The sequence below is a fragment of the Chthoniobacterales bacterium genome, from assembly GCA_018883245.1.
In the GTDB taxonomy this organism is placed as follows: domain Bacteria; phylum Verrucomicrobiota; class Verrucomicrobiia; order Chthoniobacterales; family JACTMZ01; genus JACTMZ01.
Genome location: VEQL01000008.1, coordinates 24,003 through 41,866 on the forward strand (window position 1 = coordinate 24,003; position 17,864 = coordinate 41,866).

Genomic DNA, 17,864 nt, shown 5'->3' on the forward strand with positions numbered 1-17,864 from the left:
CGTCTACCAGCCCCGTTCCTCGACCGAGTCGAGATAGCGCGAGATCTTGTCGTTGCGGCGCTCCGCAGGCTCGGTGCGGGGAATGCTCGTCACCTTGATCGCGCCGGAATTCTGGTCGCCGTCATTGGCCTGCATCCAGTTCATGAAGTCGGTGATCTCGCGCCCACGTTCGCCCAGCTGCAAGCGGAGTTCTTCCAATTCCTCGAAGCGGCGGTTGAAGCCCCCGCGACGCTTTTTGCCGAGGTTCGTGAAGAGCAACCGGTATTCCTCGACGACCGGCGCGTAGAGCGTGTGCGCACGAAAGCCGAGTTTTTGCGCTTCGATCGAGGCTTGGGAAAGCCGGAACCGTCCGGGTTCGCTGCGCGAAAGATCGAGAATGGCCGCCGCCGGCTCCTTGCCGTCCCCGGATTCGGAGAGAGGCGAAAGAATTTTGTCCAGTTCGTCGCCCGTTTCCTCGATGCCGAGCAGATCAACCCTCGCCTCAGAAGATCGGCGAGCCAGCGACAAGGCCCAAAGGCGCGCGAGCTTGGCCTGATCCGCGGCCAAGTCGGGCCACGTTTGCGCGAAACGTTGCAAAGGATCGCGATCCGGTTCCACGAGCAGGAGGTTCTCGAGCACGCGGCGGCGCCCATCGGGCAAACCGCTCAGCGCTTCGTAGAGCGCAAGGCTCTGCGCGGCGTGCAACTCCCGCGCGCGTCCGCGCAAAGTGCCTGCATTCTGGCCCAGAAAACGGTCGAGACGCGGCATCCCCTTCCCTTCGAGCATCTTGGTGTAGAGCGAGGACCCTCCGGCGGATTCGGGAGCAAGCGATGCGGAAAGCGCGGCGGCCAGCCAGTCGGGAGGATCAACATAACGGCCCGCTTCGAACTTCTGCCGACGAAGCGACCGCTCGAGCAGCAGGCCGCGAAGAATCGCCTGATCCACAAGCCCCGCGTCACCGAGCGCCGAAGGCGCAAGATCGATCTGGATCTTTCGACCCGCCGCGTCGGCATCGAAAACTTGAAGAACCACGGCAGGCTGACGCAAACGGAATCCGTCACCGGGCGAGAGGATAATGAGGATCGGCGACTTCCAATCCTCGGAATCGCGCAACTCGCGCTCGGTCCCGCGTTTCAATTCCTCCGCACGCCGCACCAGGTCCGACCGGCGGCCCGGTGTTCCTCCGAAAACGGTGAACTGCTTCGAGTTGCTCGCGGTCCGGTTCTCCGGCTTGAGCAGATCCGGAGCCGCCACCTGCGCCGATGCCGCGCTGACGAGCACGGCGCAAACCGGCACTAAGAACGAGCGCAATCTCACGGTTTGCCGCCCGACCAACTCAGCGTTGTCGTCGCGGGAGTGATGCGGACTTCCGATGCCCGCGAAAGCTGCGAGAGGGGCACGGACAAGGCGGCGCCCAGGCCGGAGAATTGGCGCGATGCAATCATTCCCGCCGCCGAGGGCAACGGCAATCGGCCGATCGAGAAACTCCGCGCCACCAAGCGCATACCCGCGGCGTCTTCCTCGGGCGCATAAACGCCTTCGAAGTAAATGCGCGGCCCCACCGACAAAGAAGCCTCGATGCCGACGCGCACATCTCCTTCTCCCGGGACGGCGTAGACACGCTTGGGGTGAAGCAAACCGGATGCTGGTCGGAACTTGACCAGCGTGACGAAGCTGGTCACCAACTCGCTCGAAGGCACGGCGAAGGATCTCTTTCCGTCCGCTGATGCGGAATCCGCAATGAGCGAGGTGATGCGCGACGCACACGCATCATCGGGTGCGAGCGGCGCGGGCAGATCGGCAGGCGGCAAGAAAGCCAGAACCGCCGCGGCTGCAAGACCCGCGAGGATGACGAGACGGCAAAATGCGGCAAAATATTTTCCCCAAGCGAGACGCGCACGCTGCCGGCGCTTCTTCTGCTCGACCTCACCGGGGGGAGAGAAACCCGTGGGTGGCGCAAATGGCGCCGATCCCCGCTCCAGCCGGAGCCCGCAGTTGTGGCAATAGACGCGCGTCGGGTCGTTGTCATAACCGCAGTTGGCGCAACTGAGACCCATGGGGAAGCGAACTATTTCCCGGCGCCGCCAGAGGACCCGGAGCTTTTCGCGGGAGGAGTGGCCGCGGGCGCCGGGCTGGCGGCCGGGGCGGGCTTAGACTCGCCCGCGCCGCCGCCCGAATCTTTCTTCGCCGCCTGTTTGTATCCCTCGCTGCGGTAGTCGGTGATGTAAAAACCGCTGCCTTTGAAAATCAGTCCTGCTCCCGTGCCGAGAAGCCGCTTCACCTCGCCGTGGCCCCAAGGAGTCTCCGGACATTGGGCTTCCGGGCAGGTCTTCAGCGGCGCGTCCTTCATGGACTGGAAGATCTCGAAGTTCTTGCCGCATTTCCGGCAATGGTATTCGTAGGTGGGCATGGGACTTTCCTTGTAGCCGCCGCCGATTGATCCGGCAAGGACGCGGACTACGAGCGCGCCTCGGCCGCGGCCATCCCCCGCGCCATGCTGTCGGCGGAAATCACCGCGTCAAGGTCGCCCGCCGCCCCGTCGGGAAACTTATCGAGCACGGCGGCCACGATATCCCAGATGCGCGGGAACGCGATGCGCCCGGCGAGAAACTCAGCCACGGCCACCTCGTTGGCGGCGTTGAGGGCGGCCGGCGCCGTGCCTCCGCGCTCTGCCGCTTGGCACGCGAGATCCAAGGCCGGAAAAACATCGCGGCGAGGCGCCTCGAAATCCAAACGCCCGAGATGCGCGAAGTCGAGCAGGGGCAAGCTGCCGCCCACGCGCTCGGGCCAAGTGAACGCATATTGGATGGGGAAACGCATGTCGGAATGGCTCATCTGCGCGAGCACCGAACCGTCCACGAACTCGACCATCGAATGCACGACGCTCTGCGGGTGTATGACAACATCGACGCGTGGTATATCGACTCCGAAAAGCCAGCGGGCCTCGATCATCTCCAGACCCTTGTTGAAGAGCGTGGCGGAATCGATCGTGATCTTTTCTCCCATTCTCCATGTAGGATGCCGCAGAGCCTCTTCCCGGGTCACGGCACGCAGCCTGTCCGCAGGCCACGTGCGGAACGGCCCGCCGGATGCGGTGAGGATCAGGCGGCGGACGCCACCGCCGTCCCGGCCTTCGAGGCATTGGAAGATGGCGTTGTGCTCGCTGTCCACCGGCAAGATGCGACGACCGTGCTTTTTCGCCGTTGCCATGACGATCTCACCCGCGACCACGAGCACTTCCTTGCTGGCCAAAGCAAGGTCTTTGCCCGACTCGAGGGCGCGTATGGCCGGGCGCAATCCCCCGGTGCCGACGATAGCCACGAGAACCATGTCCGCGTCCGCCATCCCCGCAAGCGCGCACAGCCCGTCTTCGCCGGTGAAAATTTCCCGCGGCGTGTAGTCGAGCTGCCCGCGCAAAAGCGCGGCAGATTCCTCGTCGGGAACGGCAAGCGCGTCCGGCCTCAGGGCATTCGCCTCGGCGGCAAGCTGGGTGATATTGCGAAACCCCGAGAGACCGGTGACGCGGATGCGCCCGCCCAGTTCGCGCGCCACACGGCAGGCGCTGCGGCCGATCGAGCCGGTAGCCCCGAGAATGACCACCCGGCGACCGCTCATGAGACGGGCAGGCCGAGAACCAGACGCATGTAGAAAAACATTATCGGCGCGGTGAAAAGGACGCTGTCGATGAGGTCCAGAACGCCGCCAATGCCGGGCAACAGGTCGCCGGAGTCCTTGGTTTCCGTGCTGCGTTTGACAATCGACTCGGCCAGATCCCCGATCACCGCGGCAGCCCCGAGCAACACGGCAAGAATGGCGAGGTCGAACGAGGTGAAGACGGAAAGTTTTGCGGGAATGAGATACCAGAGGCCGAAGCTGGCACCTATCGAGAAGAGGATCGCGCCGGCCAGCCCTTCCCACGACTTGTGCGGGCTGATGTGCGGCACCAGCTTGTGACGCCCGAAGAGCGAGCCCGCGATATACGCACCCATGTCGCTGAATTTCGTCACCAGCAGGAGATAGAGCACGTAATACTGCCCGGTCGGTTCTCCCAAGGGTCCGCGCGGCGCGAGGTAGATGATTTTGGTGAGGAAGTTGAACAGCCACACGATGTAAAGCAGCCCGAAGAGCGTGTAGGCCATCGTCTCGAGCGGATTCTGGTCGCGCGTGCGGCGGAACATCTGGCGGCCGAAGACCACGAGCAAAAACACCACCATCACGGCGATTTCGAAGTCGTAGGACTTGTCCGGGCCGTAAGACCGGAAGGTGTAAAAGCTCCCGATGAGAAAAATCACCGCGGTGATGAGAGCCGTGAGTTTGAAGTTCGGCACACCGCGGCGGTCGAGCATCTCGTAGTATTCCCAGAGCCCGAGGAGCCCTATGCCCGCGATGGTGATGAAAAAAATCTGCTCGTAGCCGGAGAGCACGGTTCCGAGGACCACGGCCCACATGACCAGCGTGCTGACCAGCCGGCGGTTGAATGTCGTGCGGGCGGATTCCATCGCGCCGCGCATCGTCAAAAGCCCGCGGGCCAAAGGCAAGCGCGCAGTGGTCGGGTCGCGGGCGCAGTGATAGCATCAGAGACGTGGAAAAGACACTCGCTGCCATGAGCCCGGACGAAACTGTCGCGGCGGGTCGGGCCTTGGCCGGCGAACTCGTTGCGGGGGACACGGTCGCCCTGAGCGGCGAACTCGGAGCCGGGAAGACGCATTTGGTTCGGGGTTTGGTCGAGGGCTGGGAAGGAAAGGTGCCCGCGACCAGCCCGACATTCGCCCTGGTCCACGAATATTCCACCCCGCGCGGACCGGTATTCCACTTGGATCTCTACCGTGCAGCTTCGGCCGAAGAGGTCTGGTCCGCAGCCCACGACGAACTCGATGCGCCGCACGGATTGGTGGTCATCGAATGGGCGGATCGCTTTGCCTCGCTTGTTCCGCCGGGGGCAATCCGGGTGCACATCGCGCACGAAGGCGACGACCGTCGCACAATCAGGATTTCCCGATGAAGATCCTCGCGCTCGAAACGTCATCGGCCGTCGGCAGCATCGCGGTGTCAAACGCCGGGAAAATCACCGCATCGCGGAAATTCGACATCCCGCGCGGGCGCGGAGCGGAGCTTTTCACCGCACTGCAGGAGCTTCGTCCCGCGTGGTCGGGATGCAACCGCGTGGCCGTGGGAATCGGGCCGGGTTCTTACAACGGATTGCGCGCCGCTTGCGCCTTGGCGGGGTCGCTGCAGATGGCGCTGGGCATCGATCTCGTGGCTGTGCCCTCGCCGTGCCTTCTGCCGGTGTCCGATGAGCGCTACGCGGTGGCGGGAGATGCGCGCGGCGGGCGCTTTTATCTCGCCGGAGTGCGCAAGCGCCGGCTGGAGGGCGAAGTCCGGTTGGTCACCCCCGAAGAGTTTCGACTCCAACGGCACAAGAAAGGCGATATCCCGTTCTACCGCATCGGAACGCTGGCCGGAGAAGACGATGTTCCGGAGACCTCTCCCGATGCGGCTGTCCTCGCTTTGATTGCCGGCGATCTGCCGCCGGCGGATCCCGCCACTTTCGGGCCGATTTATCTCAAGCCCCCTCACATCACCCAGCCGCGGGGCACAACCCGATGACTTGCCAGCGGCCCTCCGTGCGTGTTCATTGCCAGCCTTGTTCCGCATGAGGTCATCCGTGGTCACCATTGCCATTTTGCTGGCCGCTGCGACCTCGCGCGCGGCAGGCACGCCGCATTCGGATGTCGTCGAGGTCCCCCAACCCACATGGGAAACGCAGAAACAGGCCCGCACCTATTTGCTCCACATCCCCGCCCCGCGCGGCCAAATCACGGACCGCAACGGCGCCCCCATGGCGCAATCGCGCGTGAGCTACAACCTCGGCTTGAGTTTTCCCACGCCGCTCGAATTCACCGACGGGCAAGCGGTCAACTTCGCGCGCAGCCAAATTCTCACCGCGGAAAAGCTGCTAGGGCGCAAATTCGAAGTCACCGATGAAGCATTGCTGCAGCATTACAAGAACCGCGGGATCCTGCCGTTCATTCTCGCCGAGGATCTCGGCCCCGAGCAAATCACCGCCGTGAGTCGCGGCCTCGGTGCGGGGCTGGTGCTACAGCCCGCCTACGTCCGCTACTACCCCCTCGGCGCGCTCGCCGCGCACATCGTCGGCTACGTCGGCCGTGTGGCACCTCTCTCGGTCAAACCGATCGAAAACAAAGACCTGATCTTTCCTGATTCCGAGGGACGCGAGGGACTGGAGCAGGTCTTCGATGATGAACTCCGCGGAACGCCGGGCGTGGTCAACGTCACCCTCAACGCCGAAGGCAAGCGCACCCACGAGCGCATCGTGCAGCAGCCTGTCCCCGGCTACAACGTCATCACGACGCTCGATCTCAAGGTCCAAAAAGCCTGCGAGGATGCGCTGGCAAAAACCGGGCGGCGCGGCGCGGTCGTGGTCATCGACCCGAGAAGCGGCGAGATCCTCGGCATGGCATCGCGCCCCTCGTTCGATCCGAACGTTTTCATTCCCATCGTTCGGCCCGAAGTTTTCGACAAACTCAACAACGACCCGACGGCACCGCTTTATCCGCGGGCCTTCCGGTCGGCGTATCCTCCGGGTTCGACCTTCAAGACATTCGTCGGATTGGCGGCACTGCAGAGCGGCCTCATCACCGCGGAGACCGAGCTTTCGTGCCCCGGCGGACTGCAGGTGGGCAATTTTTATTTTCGCAACTGGAAGTCGGGGCATTCCGGCCAGCTCAACCTTGCCGAGGCGCTGGCACAGTCGTGCAACACATGGTTTTACCAGGCGGGTCTGAAAATCGGTGCCGCACCGATCATCGAATGGGCCACCGCGCTGGGACTCGGCAAGCGCACCGGGATCCCGCTGGGTTCCGAATCCAGGGGCAACATTCCCGACGATGATTACATGCTGCGCGTCCACAAGCGCCGCATTCTGCAGGGGGACGTGGCCAACATGAGCATCGGCCAGGGCGACATTCTCATCACACCGCTGCAAATGGCGCAGGCCATGGGCGTGATCGCCGCCGACGGATCGTTCCACCAGACGCGCTTGGTCAAGCAAGTGCAGAGCATCAACAACCAACCGGTCTCCGCCTACCAGGACCGGGTTCGCGCGGAGCTGAATATTTCCGAACAAAACCTCGCGGATCTGACCGAGGGCCTGGTCAAAGTCACGACCTCCGGCACCGGAAGCCGCGCAGCCACGGTCAAGGGCGTCAAGGTTGCGGGAAAGACCGGAACGGCCCAATGGGGCCCGGTGAGCAAAAGGCGTAACGCCGCGTGGTTCGGCGGATTCGCCCCCGCCGACAATCCGCTGTATGCGTTCGCCGCAGTCATCGAGGGAAATCCCGGAGAAACCATCGCCGGCGGCGCCAACGCGGCACCGGTCATCGGCAGCGTTCTGGCCACGCTTCTCAAGGATTACAAACCGCCGAAGCCCGAGGAGGAAAAGAAAGATGAGCCCGAAGAAAAGAAACAAGCCGAAGACAAGAAACCGGGCGTAGATGAAGCTGACATCACCGAAGACGTGATGAATCCGCAGGGCGCGCCCGAGGCGGCCGAGGGTGACACTCCCGCTGCGGGCGCCACTCAATCACCCGGACCTTCACCCGCACCATCGCCTTAGGCGCGGCTTTCGGTTTGCCCAAGCGGGGTGCAGACAGGATGATCATCGCGCATGCTCGAATTGCGCGATGTCACCGTGACGGCCGGGGACGGCGAAGACGCACCCGTCCTGCTCACGACCGTCACAGCACGCTTCGCACGCGGTGAGGTTTGCGCCCTTCTCGGACCGAGCGGCAGCGGAAAAACAACCCTCGTGCGGGCGGTGGCAGGTATCGCAGGCACCACCGGCGGATCGCTGCACTGGCAGGGCAACGACCTCGAAATCGAGGACCTCCAGCCATCGCAAATCGGCTACGTCCCGCAGTTCACCATCAGCCGCGAGAGCCTCACGGCGGAAGAGAACGTGATCCTTGCCCTGCAGCTTCGGGTGGCGGGGCTGTCACGCAGCGCGCTCTTCACGAGGGCAGCCGAACTGCTGGAACTCACCGGGCTCGCATCCGCGGCTGCAACCCTCTCGAAACATCTTTCCGGCGGCCAGCGCCGGCGACTGGCACTCGCCATGGAACTCGCCGGAGAACCGCCTCTTTTGCTGTGCGATGAAGTCACAAGCGGCCTCGATGCGCGCGCCGAACGAGAGATCCTGGAGCTTCTGCGGCGCATCGCGCGGGAGGGCGACCGCGTGGTGGTGGTCGTGACCCACGGTCTGCGCGGAATTGAAATGTTCGACAAGGTCGCCGTGCTGACCGAAGGCCACCTCGCCTACTTCGGCGCCCCGGACACTCTCGCCCACTACTTCCGCGCGAAGGATCCCGAAGAAATTTTCGACCGCTTGCCGCAACGCACGGGTGCGGAATGGCATGCTTCGTGGCAGAAGCACCACGGGCACTTCGAGGAAAAGAATGCCGGGAAACGGGAGAGCGACGAGCAGGAAGCAGAACTCTCCGCCCCGGCGATCCCGTCGCCTTTGGTCCAGTTCGTGACACTTCTCTCGGCACGGTGGAAAGTTTTCTTCCGCGAAAAAAGCGGCGTCCTGCTCCAACTCGGACTCGTTCTCGGTTTCCCCCTCGTGGTCGCGGTTTTCGCGCTCGACGGGTTTCCCGCCGTGCCGAATCTCGACGCGGCTCTCAGCGGCAATGTCGTGCGGCAATTGCTCGAGGCACGCACCTTCGCCGAGGGCGCAAGCAAGGCCGGGAGCGTCGTCTCGGGATTGATCCTGCTGCAGGTGATCCTTCTCGGATTGCTCGGCGCGAACAACAGCGCGCGTGAAATCGCCGGCGAGAGGGCGATCTACGAGAAGGAGCGTTTCGCCGGTCTGCATCCCATCGCCTACATCGCGTCCAAGGCGGCTTTTCTCGGCGCGCTTGTGCTCGTGCAGACCTCGTGGATGACATGGTTCGTGCGCGCCACCACGCAATTCCCGGGCAACGGTGCGGTCCAATTCGTGTTCTTTCTTCTGGTCAACGCCGCGCTTACGGCAGTGTGCCTAGGTATTTCGGCCTTGGCGCGGTCGGCCGACCAGGCCTCCCTCGCCTCGATTTATCTCGTCGGCTTCCAGCTCCCGCTCTCGGGCGCGGTGCTGGCCCTGCCCGCCGGACTCGACGCGGCTCTGCGCCCATTCATTGCCGCTTACTGGAGCTGGAGCGGGGCGCTGCAAAGCCTGCGCGAGACCCGTTATTACGACGTCCTGGAACTTGTTCTTCCCACGACGCTCTCGCCGTCCGCGCTCTGCCTGTGGGTTCTGCTCCTGCATATCGTTTTCGGCGTTTTTCTCGCATGGCTGGGTTGCCTTCGAACCGCTTGGGATCGATAAGTAACGCATGACACGCCGCGCACAACGCGCACCCAAGAACACCTGGCTGCTCGGGGGAGTGGCTGCCGCGCTGGTCCTCATTGCAGCCGGCGGATATTTCTTCGGATCATCGCGCGCCCCTTATCGCGCCGCGCAGGAGTTCCCCGTTGCCGAATATCTCAGCGAGTCCGGCACCACCACGCTGCGAGGAAACAAATACCGCCTTTCCGGCGCCGTGCTGAACTCGATTGCCTGGTCGCCCGCGGAAGGACGCCTGCTTTCGGTCGAGCCGAACGGCTCCGACTCACCGATACCCGTCATCGTCCCCGCGTCCCTCGGGGAGATCAACATCCAGAAAGGACAGCGCCTCCATTTCCTCGTCGAGGTCCGCGAAGGCGGTGTCCTTTACGTCACGGAATTGACCAAGTCATGAAAATCCGCACTCCGGCCTTGGCTCTCCTGCTTCTTTGCTGGCATGCAACGGCACAGGACGACGGTATCGGCGACTCATCGGCCGCAACCGGCGGTGCGCGGCCGCCGCAAATGAACGAAGGCTTCATCGGGCGCGACATTCCGGGCTTCGATCCGGGAAGCGAAGTGGCATCGTTCGACGGAAAAATCTGGAACATCAACGACAACCGCTTTTTCCGTGCGCGATTCGAAAAATATCTCAACTCCCCGCCGGCCACGAGCGCGGCGGACGTGGCTTACCGGAAGACAATCGACCAGATCCTCGAGCTGCTCTCCCCCGGCAAGGCGACCAAAAAGAACATCGACGAGGCTTTCGCGCTTCTGGCCAAAGCCTCGGCTTACCGCGACGACGCCAACCTCTGCCGGACGATGCAGGACGCAATCCACGCCGCCCGCACAAGTTTGCAGGCCATCGAAGGGCTCAAGCGGGAAAACGTCCTCCTCGAAAAACAACGTTCCACCGCCGAATGGAACAACCAGATGGCAGCGCGTGATTCGTCGCTCAGGGCGCCGAGCGGGAGCGACGCCGCGGCGATCGCCGCCCAGCAGGAGAATTTGAAGTTCGAGCGCGACGCGAAGATGGCGTCCGCCAAACGGATCCTCGCCGATGTCGGGCAGACGATCGAAAACAACAAACTGCGCATGGCCACGATGGAACTCAACACGCGCGGACACCTGCAGGCGCTGATCATGCAGTATTTCGCCACGCGCCGCTTCGAGCACGTCATCATCGCCAGCCGGTTTTACCGCGCGATTTACAAGGACGGCGACAACTCGATCGACGTTTACAAACGCATGGTCCAGTCGCTTCCGGCCAACAAGGACGCGGGGCAGGCGAAGATCTCGGCCGAACTGAATCCGCAGATTGCCGCCTCGGGCGGTGGTGCCGACGGCGGTATGCGAGGCGGCGCGTGGGCGGGGACGGGCGAACACGGGGCTGGGGCCGGCGTGGGCGCCGGCAACGACACCGGCGTTCGTGGAGGAAACGCCGGTTCCTTTGCGGCAAGCGGCGCACGGCTCGGGCTGGAGAATTTCAGCGTGGAAAGCCTCACCGGCGGTGCAGCCGCGGCAGCGCAGACAGTCAGCAAACTCGTCAGCTCCCTCAGCCAGATCGACAGTCTTGCCGCGGAAGCGATACGGGACATCAACGAAGGCGTCGAGGCTTACAAATTTCTCCTCGAGCAGGGAGAACTCAACAGCGCAACCGAACGTCTTGCCGAGACGTTTGCGCTCGGCGAATACATGCCCAGCGTCCGCCTTCTCTCGAGGGAGGACAAACGCAAGGCCCTCAAATACACGCAAACGAAAAACGAACTCCTCGCCGCGCTGGAAGTGAACGACCTCACGCGTGCCGAGAAACTCGTCGATGAGATGGCCGGGATGGCGGCGGACTTCGACGAAAGCAAGCCCCTCGCAAAGATCGAGACAGCCAAGACCCTGAGCGCGATGCATCTTTCCAAGGCGAAAAACGCCGCGGTCTCCGGCGACCGCGCCGCGATGGAGTCGGAATTGCGCGCGGCTGCGGAGATCTGGCCGCGCAACCCGGCCCTTGCCGAAGTATCCGGGCAAATTTTCGAGCAGACAGACGTGCAGCAGCAGGCGCTGAAAGAGCTGGACCAACTGATCGCACAGGGCGACCAACGCGCGATCTTCAAGCAGAGCGCGAAATTCATCGCCGCCACGGCCACCGATCCCGGTCGCCAGGAAAAGCTCGGGACTATTCTCGGGCAGATGACGGAGATCGAGGGCTTCCTCCAACGCGCACGCGAAATCCAGCAACGCGGCGATGCCGTCGGCGCGTGGGAGAGCATCGAGGAAGCGGCTCGCAAATATCCCGAGGACACCGAAATCAACAAGTTGAGGGCGGATCTGGCCGTCGGAGGAGCGTCCGACTTCGTCAAATCTCTGAACCGCGGACGCGACCTCGAAGCACGCGGCGAATACGGGGCGGCGCTGGCATGGTATCTGGATGCCCACCGGCAATACCCTCCAAGCACATCGGCACAGGAAAAGATCGACTCCCTCGCCGCCCGCCTCCTGCCCGGCGCCTCAGGGAAAAATTCTCCCTAGAATCAGCGGGGATTTATCCGCTGGCGCTATTTACTCATCGCGATTTCGGTGTATCCTGAAGGACTTGTCCCACGGTCCCAGCGCACCAATGTCTGCCAGCATCCCAGTCACGGAAAACTCCCTTGGGCCGCAAAGCACCCCGCCGGCACGCGCTTTGGAGATATCCGCCGAGCCTCGCGGCGGCGTGGCATCAATCCTTCGCAACATTGCCAGGCAGCCATGGTTCACGAGCCTGTGCCTTTTCGGAGCGGATATCGTGCTTGTTTCCGGCGCTTATTTCTTGAGCCGCGCGGTGCGGGTGAACCAGTCGATCGACATGTCGCCCGCTTACCTTTTGCAGATCAGCACCTTTTTCACCTGCATACTTGCCGCCGTCGCGCTGATCGGGGGTTACAAGGGACGCCGCACGTTCCGCATGCTGCACTTTGCCGCGGAGTTCCTGGTCGCCGTGCTCGTCGGCGCGGCGGTCGGAGCCTTTGTGCTCTTCGTGTTCTTCTCGGCCGGTGACTTTTACACGGCGCAAAGCCGTGTCGTGCTCCTCTACACGGCCGTGGGATATGCGATCCCTGCGCTGGCCCTGCGTTTGCTCGCGGCATCCGTCTGGACCAGACGTGCGCGGCGCGTTCCCTACCTCGCTATCGGCTCGCAGGACGAGTTGGCCACGTTCGAGGACTACTGCCGGCGCATGGATTTCCACAACCCCGTCGTGCTGGCCGATCTCGATCTGCGGGTGGTGCGCAGCTTGATGGATGAAGAAGCGCGCGGCCTCAAAGTGTCGCCCCGCACCATTTTGCAGGAAGCCTCCAAGATGGAGGCAACCCCGGACGCCAAAGGCGCAACGCGACGCGCACAGGATTTCGAGGGCATAGTCCTCACCGACCCTCCGGAGTCCTACCCGCCGGCCCTCTTGGAAAAACTTGCCCGGCTTCATTTTCTCCGGATCCCCGTTTACAGCGAAGACGCCTTTTTCAGCGAGGTTTGGCGCAAGGAATCGGTGCACCGGCTGGACCACTCTTGGGCCATACGCCAAAACTTCCAGCTGACCCGGAACTCCGCCTACCGCTACGCCAAGATCGCCACGGATTATGCCTTGGCTTTGCTCGCGCTGCCGGTGGCGCTTCCCCTGATGGCACTGATCGCCCTCATGATTGTCATCGACAGCGGGTTCCCGGTGTTTTTCCGGCAGGAGCGGGTGGGACGCGGAGAGCACCGCTTCAAGCTCTGGAAATTCCGCACCATGCGCGTGCGGCACGAGGAGGATGATCCTTACACACGCACCCGCGACACCCGCATCACCCGTGCGGGTCGCCTGCTCCGGCGTCTGCGGCTCGACGAGCTGCCCCAGATATTCAACGTCCTGCGCGGCGAAATGAGCTTGATCGGTCCGCGTGCGGAATGGTCGCGCATAGTCGCGGATTACGAGACCAAGATCCCCAGCTACCACTTGCGCCACTTGGTTAAACCCGGAATCACCGGCTGGGCGCAGGTCAACTACCACTACGGCTCCGGCGCGGACGATGCCGTGGAAAAACTGCGCTACGATCTGTATTACATCAAAAACTATTCCCTTGTTCTGGACGTCGAGATTCTGCTCAAGACCATCCTCAAAGTCTGCTCGCTGGGGGGGAAATAGACGCCTTTTCGCCGTGCCGGTCGGCGTCATTTTGTGCCAAGGTCTGCGATTCATTTCATGAGAATCGTCCGAAATCTCTGGCCATGGGCAGCCGCCGCCCTGTCGGGTGCGTTGCTCGTCCTGTGTTTTGCGCCGTTCGACCAATCGTGGCTCGCCTGGATCGCGCTCTCACCACTGCTCGCGGCGATTTGGTTCGGACCTGTCCACGAGCGTCACCCGCTCCTGCGCAAGGCGGAACTCGGCTATCTCGCCGGGCTGGTTTTTTTCCTGGGTTCTTTGTCCTGGCTCACCACGGTGAGCGTGCCGGGATGGTTCGTGCTGTGCCTTTATCTCGCAATCTACCCGGCGCTCTGGGCAGCGATCGTTTTTCTGGTGGCCACACCGCGCGAATCCGCGGACACCGCTCGCTCCGTGTGGGTTAGTTCGTGGCGCAACCTGCTCACTGGAATCACTGCTGCGGCCGCATGGGTCGCGCTCGAGCACCTGCGAGCGCGGGTTTTCACGGGCTTCGGTTGGAATTCCCTCGGCGTCGCCCTCCACGGCAACATCCCGATCATCCAGATCACCTCGTTCGCGGGGGTGGCGAGCCTGGGTTTTCTGTGCGCGCTGGCTTCGGCAATCGCCGTCGCCACCGTCCGCCGGCTCATGGTGGAGGCCCGCGGAGGGAAGATACGAGCCCACTTCGATTTCACCCTCACCCTCGCGCTCATTGTCGGCGTGTTTGTCTTCGGCCTCCGCATGCTGGGCGGATCCGAAGGCAAATCCACCGCCCTGCGCGTTGCGGCGATCCAGCCGTCGATACCCCAGGACGTGAAATGGAATCCCGCCTTCGAGGAACACATCCTTGAGACGCTCTCGCGATTGACCGATGCAGCTGCTGCCATGGCCCCCGACCTTCTGGTCTGGCCGGAAGCTGCCACGCCACGCGGATTTTTCGAGGACCGCATCGTCAACGAGTTTGTCAAAGAGCAGGCGGAAAAAGGCGCGTTTGCGCTGCTGTTCGGGACACTCATCCTCAGCCACGAGGCGGATTACAACGCGGCGGTGATGCTCGGCGGCGGAAACGCGGAGCCACAGGTTTATCCCAAGTCGCATCTTGTGATGTTCGGCGAATACGTCCCGTTCCGCGAAAGCTTCCCGCTCTTCGCCATCATCGTCGGCAACCTTGTGCCGGCAGACTTCGATGCGGGTGCAGGCCCTGTCATTTTCCGCCTGCAAAAACCCGCGGTCGCGCTCGCACCTCTCATCTGCTTCGAGGACACTGTCGCTCACCTTGCTGGCGAGGCCGCAATGCTCGGGGCCCGGTGCTTCGTGAACGTCACCAACGACGGATGGTTCAAGCGCACCGCGGCTTCGCGCCAGCACTTGGCCAACGCCGTTTTCCGCTGCGCCGAGAACCGGCGCCCGATGATCCGCTGCGCGAATACGGGGGTCACTTGCGTGATCGACCGTTTCGGCAGGGTGCAGCAGACTTTGCAGACACCCGAAGGCGACAGCTTTGCCGAGGGCGTCATGCTTGCGGAGGTGCAAGTTCCGGAAGATCCGGCGCTCACATTCTACGCACGGCACGGGGACTGGTTCTCCGGCGGCTGTCTTGCCTTTACGTTCGCGGTGCTGGCCGCAAGAATTGTGCGGCGGCGCGGGGCCTCAGCCTGACGGCCGCGCAAACGGTTGCAGAAGCTGCAACAAGGCTCTACGGTGACCCCAAGATGAAGCGGCTGCCCAAAGCGGTGGATCTTTCCGGCTCTTTGCTTGTCGCACATCCCATGATGGCCGACCCGAACTTCCGCCACGCCATTCTTTACCTCTCGCACCATAGTGCAGAGGAAGGCGCGCTGGGCTTCATTCTCAACCGCCCGCTCGGACAGAAAGCCGGCGAGTTGCAAATCAACGAATCCTTCGAGCACATCGCCAACGTGCCCTTGTTCGAAGGCGGTCCGGTGCAGCGCAACCAGGTGATCGTGGCCAGCCTGGAGTGGGACCCCAAGCGCGCCACTTGCAAGTTCGAGCCGGTCGAGCCTCCACAGGGCGAAGAATTCGAGATCCCCGAGGGGCTGGACGACAAACTGCGAGTTTTCCTTGGATACGCGGGATGGTCGAAAAACCAACTGGAAAAAGAAATCGCGCTCAACTCGTGGCTCGTGCTTAAACCCCATCCCGAGCTGCTCAGAGCCGATGCGGATGACGGCACATGGCACCGCATCATGCAGGGCCTCGGTCCCATGTATCGCGTCCTTGCCGACGCACCCGAGGATGCCTCGCGCAATTGACTTGCGGCGTGCTCCCGTAGAAACCCACCACAGACTGAGTCACTGAAAACTGAAATTTTTCCCTCCCCCTTCGCCCTCCGCATCTACGCCGCCCTTCGCAAAGTTCCCCGCGGCAAAGTGATCACTTACGCCGCTCTCGGCCGGAGCATCGGCTGTCGATCGCCGCGCGCCGTGGGACAAGCGCTGAGAGCAAATCCTTTCGCCCCCGAAGTCCCGTGCCATCGTGTGATCGCCTCCGACCTCACCCCGGGCGGATTCCAGGGCAAGCGCGGAGGAACTGCACTCGAAAAGAAACTCCGCCTCCTCGCCGCCGAGGGCGTGCATTTTAAAAACCGCCACTTGGCTGATCCCGCGCGCGCTATACGCTGAACCCTCAACTGCCTCAATGTTTCACCGCGGCCAGATCATAGATATCCAACGCCAACGCATTTTCCCCGGCGTCATCGAAGTCACGGACGGAAAAATCACGGCCGTCCGCGAGGATCCGTCGGTGGAAGAGCCCGGCTACCTTTGCCCCGGCTTTGTCGATGCACATGTGCACATCGAAAGCTCCATGCTCACGCCCCCGGAATTCGCCCGAATTGCGGTTACCCATGGAACGGTGGGAACGGTTTCCGATCCCCATGAAATCGCCAACGTTCTCGGGATCGACGGCGTGCGCTACATGCAGAATCTCGCCGCGCAAACCCCGTGCAAAATCCACTTCGGCATCCCCTCGTGTGTTCCGGCGACCGGTTTCGAAACAGCCGGGGCAACCCTCGGACCCGAAGCCGTCGAGGAACTCTGCCGCGACAAGTCGCTCCTTTACCTGTCGGAAGTCATGAATTTTCCGGGCGTCATTCACCGCGACCCGGAGGTTCTTGAAAAAATCCTCATAGCGCGGAAATACGGCAAGCGTATCGACGGTCATGCGCCCGGATTGCGCGGCGAGGACCTGAAAAAATACGTCGCTGCGGGAATCGAAACCGACCACGAGTGCTTCAAGATCGACGAGGCGCGTGAAAAGCTCTCGCTCGGACAAAAAATTCTCATCCGCGAAGGGTCAGCCGCCAAAAATTTCGAAGAGCTTTGCCCCATTCTCAAGGAAGCGCCGGAGTCGTGCATGCTCTGCAGTGATGACAAGCACCCGGATGACCTGATCGAGGGGCATATCAACCAGCTCTGCGCCCGCGCTGTCGCACACGGAGTTCCGCTGTTCAATGTCCTTCGCGCTGCGTGTGTGAATCCGGTCGAGCACTACGGATTACGCTGCGGCCTGCTGCGGCTGGGCGATCCCGCAGACTTCATCCGCCTCCATGACCTCATCGGATTCAAAGTTATGGAGACCTGGATCAACGGACAATGCGTCGCGCGCGACGGGCGATCGCTGCTTCCGAAGACTGCCTCACCCCGAGTAAATAGGTTTCACACCCTTCCCAAAAGCCCGTCCGACTTCGCAATTCCCTCAAATGTGGCGTCGCTGTCCCCGGCGACGCCTGCTCCCGCTGCCATCCGGGTTATCGAAACGATCGATGGACAGATCATCACCGGGGCTGGTGAAGCCGCGCCACTAATTCGCGATGGCTGTGCCGTGGCGGACCCTTCGCGGGATTTGCTCAAAATTGCCGTGGTCAATCGTTACAAGGATGCTCCGCCGGCTGTTGCATTTGTTCGGGGCATCGGACTCAAAAGCGGCGCAATTGCCTCCAGCGTGGCGCATGACTGCCACAACATCGTCGCGGTCGGTGCTTCGGACGATGACCTCGCGCGCGCTGTCAACCTCATCATCGCCAACCAAGGCGGTATCAGCGCGGTCGGCCCGGACGGTTTGCAGGACGCACTGCCACTTCCGGTGGCAGGCCTGATGAGTGATGGCTTTGCCGAGGACGTGGCTTCGGGCTACACGCGACTCACCAAAATGGCCAGGGAACTGGGAAGCCCCCTGCACGCGCCTTACATGACGCTCAGCTTCCTCGCCCTGCTTGTCATTCCCGCACTCAAGCTCAGCGACCTTGGACTCTTCGACGGAAACAAATTCCAATTCGTGTCGGTTTTCACAGGCAACACCCCGCCAACAACTTAATCGCCCACAAACCAA

The 17,864-nt window shown here is 62.6% G+C and carries 16 protein-coding genes; 11 read left to right on the plus strand and 5 right to left on the minus strand.

Going from position 1 to position 17,864, the window contains the following annotated elements:
- Window positions 1–3: 3 nt before the first annotated feature.
- The 5 genes from FGM15_04485 to FGM15_04505 are packed head-to-tail and all read right to left on the minus strand — an operon-like array spanning window position 4 to window position 4,490.
- A complete protein-coding gene (locus tag FGM15_04485; GenBank protein MBU3665123.1) occupies window positions 4–1,275 on the minus strand; it encodes a hypothetical protein in 1,272 nt (423 codons plus the stop codon).
- A 17-nt stretch (window positions 1,276–1,292) separates the two neighbouring features.
- Window positions 1,293–2,036: a zinc ribbon domain-containing protein gene (locus tag FGM15_04490; protein ID MBU3665124.1), complete on the minus strand. Its 744-nt coding sequence runs from the start codon at window positions 2,034–2,036 to the stop codon at window positions 1,293–1,295.
- A gap of 11 nt (window positions 2,037–2,047) precedes the next feature.
- Complete coding sequence (locus tag FGM15_04495) at window positions 2,048–2,389, minus strand: zinc ribbon domain-containing protein (protein MBU3665125.1); 342 nt, start codon at window positions 2,387–2,389, stop codon at window positions 2,048–2,050.
- 47 nt (window positions 2,390–2,436) lie between these two features.
- The gene (locus FGM15_04500) at window positions 2,437–3,594 is read right to left on the minus strand and encodes a 1-deoxy-D-xylulose-5-phosphate reductoisomerase (protein ID MBU3665126.1); all 1,158 of its coding nucleotides are present in this window, start codon (window positions 3,592–3,594) and stop codon (window positions 2,437–2,439) included.
- A complete protein-coding gene (locus FGM15_04505; GenBank protein MBU3665127.1) occupies window positions 3,591–4,490 on the minus strand; it encodes a hypothetical protein in 900 nt (299 codons plus the stop codon). The genes FGM15_04500 and FGM15_04505 overlap by 4 nt, the downstream gene beginning before the upstream one ends.
- On the opposite strand from FGM15_04505, the gene tsaE reads away from it, so the two are divergent.
- Genes tsaE through ade form a run of 11 tightly spaced genes read left to right on the plus strand, consistent with a single transcriptional unit; the run spans window position 4,457 to window position 17,849 of the window.
- Complete coding sequence (gene tsaE, locus FGM15_04510; GenBank protein MBU3665128.1) at window positions 4,457–4,981, plus strand: tRNA (adenosine(37)-N6)-threonylcarbamoyltransferase complex ATPase subunit type 1 TsaE; 525 nt, start codon at window positions 4,457–4,459, stop codon at window positions 4,979–4,981. The two genes, FGM15_04505 and tsaE, sit on opposite strands and share 34 nt — an antisense overlap.
- Window positions 4,882–5,586: a tRNA (adenosine(37)-N6)-threonylcarbamoyltransferase complex dimerization subunit type 1 TsaB gene (gene tsaB / locus FGM15_04515; protein MBU3665129.1), complete on the plus strand. Its 705-nt coding sequence runs from the start codon at window positions 4,882–4,884 to the stop codon at window positions 5,584–5,586. The genes tsaE and tsaB overlap by 100 nt, the downstream gene beginning before the upstream one ends.
- Before the next feature lie 46 nt (window positions 5,587–5,632).
- Window positions 5,633–7,615 carry a penicillin-binding protein 2 gene (gene mrdA, locus FGM15_04520; protein MBU3665130.1) on the plus strand — a complete coding sequence of 661 codons (1,983 nt, stop codon included), beginning with the start codon at window positions 5,633–5,635 and terminating at the stop codon, window positions 7,613–7,615.
- 51 nt (window positions 7,616–7,666) lie between these two features.
- Window positions 7,667–9,364 (plus strand): ATP-binding cassette domain-containing protein, encoded by a 1,698-nt coding sequence (locus FGM15_04525; GenBank protein ID MBU3665131.1) that lies wholly within the window; start codon window positions 7,667–7,669, stop codon window positions 9,362–9,364.
- Between the two features lie 7 nt (window positions 9,365–9,371).
- Window positions 9,372–9,776, plus strand: coding sequence for a hypothetical protein (locus FGM15_04530; protein MBU3665132.1), 405 nt, complete (start codon window positions 9,372–9,374; stop codon window positions 9,774–9,776).
- The gene (locus tag FGM15_04535; GenBank protein MBU3665133.1) at window positions 9,773–11,884 is read left to right on the plus strand and encodes a hypothetical protein; all 2,112 of its coding nucleotides are present in this window, start codon (window positions 9,773–9,775) and stop codon (window positions 11,882–11,884) included. Before FGM15_04530 ends, FGM15_04535 begins: the two co-directional genes overlap by 4 nt.
- Window positions 11,784–13,517, plus strand: a complete 1,734-nt coding sequence (locus FGM15_04540) for an exopolysaccharide biosynthesis polyprenyl glycosylphosphotransferase (protein MBU3665134.1) — start codon at window positions 11,784–11,786, stop codon at window positions 13,515–13,517. Before FGM15_04535 ends, FGM15_04540 begins: the two co-directional genes overlap by 101 nt.
- A 57-nt stretch (window positions 13,518–13,574) precedes the next feature.
- A complete protein-coding gene (lnt, locus tag FGM15_04545; GenBank protein ID MBU3665135.1) occupies window positions 13,575–15,173 on the plus strand; it encodes an apolipoprotein N-acyltransferase in 1,599 nt (532 codons plus the stop codon).
- A gap of 53 nt (window positions 15,174–15,226) precedes the next feature.
- A complete protein-coding gene (locus FGM15_04550; GenBank protein ID MBU3665136.1) occupies window positions 15,227–15,787 on the plus strand; it encodes a YqgE/AlgH family protein in 561 nt (186 codons plus the stop codon).
- A 54-nt stretch (window positions 15,788–15,841) separates the two neighbouring features.
- Window positions 15,842–16,156, plus strand: a complete 315-nt coding sequence (locus FGM15_04555; GenBank protein ID MBU3665137.1) for an MGMT family protein — start codon at window positions 15,842–15,844, stop codon at window positions 16,154–16,156.
- 16 nt (window positions 16,157–16,172) lie between these two features.
- The gene (gene ade / locus FGM15_04560; GenBank protein ID MBU3665138.1) at window positions 16,173–17,849 is read left to right on the plus strand and encodes an adenine deaminase; all 1,677 of its coding nucleotides are present in this window, start codon (window positions 16,173–16,175) and stop codon (window positions 17,847–17,849) included.
- Window positions 17,850–17,864: the final 15 nt, after the last annotated feature.